This is a genomic window from Bacteroidota bacterium, assembly GCA_034723125.1.
Taxonomy (GTDB): Bacteria; Bacteroidota; Bacteroidia; order CAILMK01; family JAAYUY01; genus JAYEOP01.
Genome location: JAYEOP010000292.1, coordinates 1 through 2,835, shown reverse-complemented (window position 1 = coordinate 2,835; position 2,835 = coordinate 1). Strand labels below are relative to the sequence as shown.

Annotated in this window: 1 protein-coding gene; it reads left to right on the top strand. The window is 32.2% G+C overall.

Going from position 1 to position 2,835, the window contains the following annotated elements; all coding sequences use genetic code 11:
- Window positions 1-237: 237 nt before the first annotated feature.
- Complete coding sequence (locus U9R42_08035; protein MEA3495969.1) at window positions 238-2,787, top strand: ATP-dependent Clp protease ATP-binding subunit; 2,550 nt, start codon at window positions 238-240, stop codon at window positions 2,785-2,787.
- Window positions 2,788-2,835: the final 48 nt, after the last annotated feature.

Sequence of the window (2,835 nt, the reverse complement as noted above, 5' to 3'; positions counted from 1 at the left end):
CAAAAATAAAATGATTTTTTCATGCGTTTGCCCTGTTTTTTATTGCAATTGAAGTTTTAAAATTTGCTTTTTGTTGGAAGTTTTATAATTGAATTAAATAATTTGTAAACTTATTTTTGATAATGTTTTTGAATATTGTAATTTTGACATGAATTTAATATGTGATTTGAATGAAATACAATGGCTTTATGTTTGAGAAGCCTAAGTTCAATTATTAAAAATAGGAATTTTATGGCAATGAATGCAAAATTTTCACCTAGAGTTCAGGATGTGATACAATATAGCCGAGAAGAAGCATTGCGTATGGGGCATGCTTATATTGGTCCTGAACATCTTTTATTGGGTTTGATTCGTGAAGGAATAGGAAGTGCTATTAAAGCAATGAGTAATCTTGATGTAAATACTTCGGATTTAAAAAAATCAATTGAAAAATCAATAATGAATACTTCGGAAAGGCAATCCGAAGTTACAGGAAATATACCATTAACCAAGCAAGCAGAAAAAGTTTTAAAACTCACATACTTAGAAGCTAGAGTTTTGAAAAGTAATATTATTGATACTGAACATTTACTGCTTTCTATATTGAAAGATGAGGATAATATAGCCTCAAAAATTTTAAAAAATTATTCAATAACCTATGAGGGATTAAAAGAGGAGTTGGTAAGTCATTTTTATGATAAAGCTGATTTGCCTACTGAGCATGAGGATGATTTTGAAGAGAAACCAAAAAAGAGATCAGAAGCAAGAGGAAAACCCAAAGAAAAAACTGCAAAATCCAAGACTCCCGTATTGGATAATTTTGGCAGGGATTTAACAAAAATGGCAGAAGATGGAAAGCTTGATCCTATTGTTGGACGTGATACGGAAATAGAAAGAGTTTCACAAATTCTTAGTCGTAGGAAAAAAAATAATCCTGTTTTGATTGGAGAACCCGGAGTTGGCAAATCTGCAATAGCAGAAGGATTGGCTTTGAGAATAAATCAGAAAAAAGTATCTAGAGTACTGTTTAACAAAAGAATTGTTTCTCTCGATCTTGCTTCTTTAGTTGCAGGAACAAAATATCGTGGTCAGTTTGAAGAAAGAATGAAAGCAGTGCTAAACGAGTTGGAAAATAATAATGATGTAATACTTTTTATTGATGAGTTGCATACAATTGTTGGGGCAGGAGGTGCTTCAGGTTCTCTTGATGCTTCAAATATGTTTAAACCTGCGTTAGCACGTGGTGATTTGCAATGCATTGGTGCTACCACTCTTGATGAGTACAGACAAAATATTGAAAAAGACGGTGCATTGGAAAGACGTTTTCAAATTGTAATGGTTAATCCTCCTACAGTTGATGAAACACTTGATATACTTAATCAAATTAAAGACAGATACGAAGAACATCACAATGTAAATTACACTCCCGAAGCTATTAAGGATTGTGTTAAAATGGGAGACAGATATATAAATGATCGCAATTTACCCGATAAAGCAATTGACATTCTTGATGAAGCTGGTGCAAGAGTGCATATTACAAATATTCATGTTCCTAAGGAAATATTAGATTTGGAAGAAAAGGTTGAAGAACTGAAAGAACTGAAAACTGAAGCAGTAAAAAGTCAGCAGTATGAAGAAGCGGCAAAATTGCGTGATAATGAAAAGAAAGTAATAGAACAACTTGAAATCCAAAAGCATAAATGGGATGAGGAGAGCAAGAAACATAGATTTACTGTTACAGAAGAACATGTTGCAGAAGTTGTGGCAATGATGACAGGTGTACCTGTAAAACGAATTGCCAGAAATGAAGGTATGAAATTGCTGAGCATGGAAAATGAGTTGAAAGAAAAGATAATAGGACAAGATGTTGCTGTAAAGAAACTTACAAAAGCAATTCAAAGAACAAGAGCAGGGCTAAAAAATCCAAACAGACCGATTGGTTCTTTTATTTTTCTTGGTCCTACAGGTGTTGGTAAAACAGAATTGGGTAAAGTTTTAGCAAAATATCTTTTTGATACAGATGATGCTCTTATCAGAATTGATATGAGTGAGTATATGGAAAAGTTTAATATTTCCCGTCTCGTAGGAGCTCCTCCGGGATATGTGGGTTACGAAGAAGGAGGGCAACTTACAGAAAAAGTTAGAAGAAAACCTTATTCTGTAGTATTGCTTGACGAGATTGAAAAAGCTCACAAGGATGTAAATAATATTTTATTACAAATTCTTGACGAAGGTTTTATTTATGACGGGCTTGGAAGAAAAATTGACTTTAGAAATACAATAATTATTATTACATCAAATGTTGGTTCTGTAAAACTTAAAGATTTTGGTGGTGGTATTGGTTTCGGTGCAAAAGAAGATTCTGCCGAGTATCAAAAAAGTATTCTTGAAAAGGAATTAAAAAAATATTTCCGTCCTGAATTTTTGAACAGAATTGATGATGTAATTATTTTCAATTCATTGACAAAAGATGATATCAGACAAATAATTAATAATCCATTACAAGAAATTAAAGAAAGGATAAAAGAACTGGGTTATATTATGGAAGTTTCTGATGAAGCAAAAGAATTTTTGGTTGAAAAAGGATATGATCCAAAATATGGGGCAAGACCTTTACAGCGTGCTATTCAAAGATTTCTTGAAGATAGGGTGGCAGAGGAGCTTTTGAAATTGGATTTGAAAGAAAATGATGTGTTTGTTGTTGATAAAATAAAAGATAAGGATGAATTAGTGGTTGAGGTTAAAGATTTAAAGGATATTAAAAAACTTGAATCGAAAAAGGAAGATAATTCATCTGCTTTGAATTGATTAGAAGGTTTAATTTTCGAAGCTAAGCAAGTCAGTAGGATTAATTTC

What these genes read in the sequence shown, in the direction of transcription:
- U9R42_08035 (MEA3495969.1), top strand. Translation starts at nt 238, where the DNA reads ATGAATGCAAAATTTTCACCTAGAGTTCAGGATGTGATACAATATAGC.